Genomic DNA, 2164 nt, shown 5'->3' with positions numbered 1-2164 from the left:
GACCAGGCTCCTTCTGAGCTTCGGTCCGCGTCTGAACTCCCTGCGTGCCCGCCTCCAGGTGAGGCCGCACCGAGAGCGCCCGTCGCCGATCCGCCGGATCCCACGCCAGCAGATCCCACTCCAGCGGATCCCGAGCCATCGGCACCTGTACCGGGGACGCCCGGCCCTCCCAAGCTCCCGGAGCCCGGCCCTCCCAGGCTCCCGACGCCTGCGGCGGCCGGGCCACCACCCGACGCGCTGCCTCCTGCTGAGCCGCCCTCTGCTGAGCTGCCCCCGATGCCGCTTCCGCCGGGCAGGAACGTCGGCGTGGCCACCGACTCGGCAGAGCCACGCACGCCGCCGCCGGCTGCGCTTCCCGTTCCAGGGCCTTCGAGCCCGGGGGTCCGCGAGCCTCCCCCAATGGTGCCGCCGCCGACGAGGGTGGGCGTTCCCGGGCTCGCTCCCGGTATGCCAGCGTTGTTGTCCGTTCCGGTGGAGCCAGTGATGCCCGCTGGAAGTGGAGCGACGTCCGGGGCCGTCCGGAAACCGCCCTCGCCGGTGGCGCCGCCGCGGTCCGGCTGAACCGTGATGGCGCCCGGCAGCTGCGACACGTCCACCTGGACACCGGTGCCGCCGTCGTTCACGTTGATGTCGACGATGACGTCCGGCTGCTGAAGCATCGGCGGATTCAGAGGGCCGATCGGAGGCAGTGCCGGTGACCGATACGTCGGCGGCACCTGCACCTGCGGCGCGTCACCGCTGACCTCCTTCTGCTGCGACGAAGCGAACTTGATCACGGCCGAGAACGACTGCAGTGCCCGCATGGTCGCCTGCACCCACGGGACCACCACACCTTCGAGATACGCGGCGAACGCCGCGGCCCATCCGGTCCAGGACATCGCCCGTAGCGCCCGGATGGTGAGGCGGAGAACCATCAGGACCGTTCGGGCGAAGTCGACCGCTTGGTCGACCTTCTGAGCTATGCGGTCGAGGCCATCGACATCGGCTCCCTTGAACATCCCTGCCTCCTCCAAACCTTCGCGATCAGGTGCAGCACACACACGCAAGACGCCACATCGTGTGCCTCGCCGTGCAAGAAGCTAGGCGCCGATGCGGTACCGGCGCCAGCACAGCGGGGGTGGAAACTTCCGCCCTGTTGAGCAGCGCGAACGTATGTCGTGGAACCCGGCGCACAGACGCGTGCTCCTCGTCCCGGGTACCCGGGACGAGGAGCACGCACGACTCACTACCGCTCATGGACGGCCGCGGTCATTCCAGGACGGTCTCGGGCTCTCCCACATTGACGTTCCCGTTGTTTCCGCCTCCGCCGGTGCCACCGCCGATCGGGCCTCCGCCACCGCCGCCTCCACCAGCACCACCGCCGCCACCGCCGCCTCCACTGCCGCCGGAGCCATCGCTTCCGCCGTTGTCCCCTGGGCTCGGCTCGGGGACGAAGCCGTCTGCGATCGCTTCGGCCAGCTGTTCCTCGGTGCCGTAGAAGCTCTCACCCACGTAGCCGACACCGATCAGGTAGGTACCGTCGGAGGCCTGGTAGTGGAAGCCCCGGATCCCGTTGTTGTAGAGCACGGAGTACTTGTAGTCCCAGTTCATCGCGGGACCGGCGTTTCCGGCCGCGGCGGTGCCCAGCACCATGGCACCCGCGAGCGCGAATGGCGCGATGGCGCGCATCAGTTTCTTCTTCAACGTCAGTCGTCTCCTTACGTTCTCTCGAAATGCGGCGTGGTGGCACAGCCACCACGCCGGTCACGTGGCGGGTAGGCGTCTACTTGTCGACGGGCGCATCGGGGTCCGGAGGGATCACGTCCCAGTCCCGCGGCGGAAGTTCTTCCCCGTCGCCCGGGTCTGTCGGGTTATCCGGATCGATGTAGATCGGAGGCGCGGGCGGCGGGTAGATCCCGTCGTCGGTCCCGGGACCATCCGGATCGATGTAGATCGGAGGCGCGGGCGGCGGGTAGATCCCGTCGTCGGTGCCAGGCCCTGCATGGGCCGCACCACCCGCGGTCAGGACTACGGCGCTGGCGAACACCAATGGCGCCGCCGCACGCATGATCGCTCTTTTCATGACTGTTTCTCCTGTTCGTTCCAGACCACCTGGGAAGAAGCCCACGCACGCCACTCACAGGCCGGGCCGGCAGATGTCGGCCCGTCCCCCTGATGAGTGCAG

2 protein-coding genes and 1 pseudogene are annotated in these 2164 nt (G+C 68.8%); all 3 read right to left on the bottom strand.

From position 1 onward, the window contains the following. Nucleotides 1–998, bottom strand: a pseudogene (locus tag ELR45_RS35275) (hypothetical protein); the annotation flags it as partial. A gap of 250 nt (nucleotides 999–1248) precedes the next feature. Beyond that, on the bottom strand, nucleotides 1249–1683 hold the full coding sequence (locus tag ELR45_RS38025; protein WP_129667270.1) for a hypothetical protein: 435 nt from the start codon (nucleotides 1681–1683) through the stop codon (nucleotides 1249–1251). 79 nt (nucleotides 1684–1762) lie between these two features. After that, entirely contained in the window at nucleotides 1763–2062 is a 300-nt protein-coding gene (locus ELR45_RS15850) for a hypothetical protein (RefSeq protein ID WP_129667269.1), read from the bottom strand. Between the last annotated feature and the right edge of the window lie 102 nt (nucleotides 2063–2164).

The sequence above is a fragment of the Phytoactinopolyspora endophytica genome, assembly GCF_004138495.1.
Lineage (GTDB): Bacteria > Actinomycetota > Actinomycetes > Jiangellales > Jiangellaceae > Phytoactinopolyspora > Phytoactinopolyspora endophytica.
This window is presented reverse-complemented; position numbering and strand designations above follow the sequence as displayed.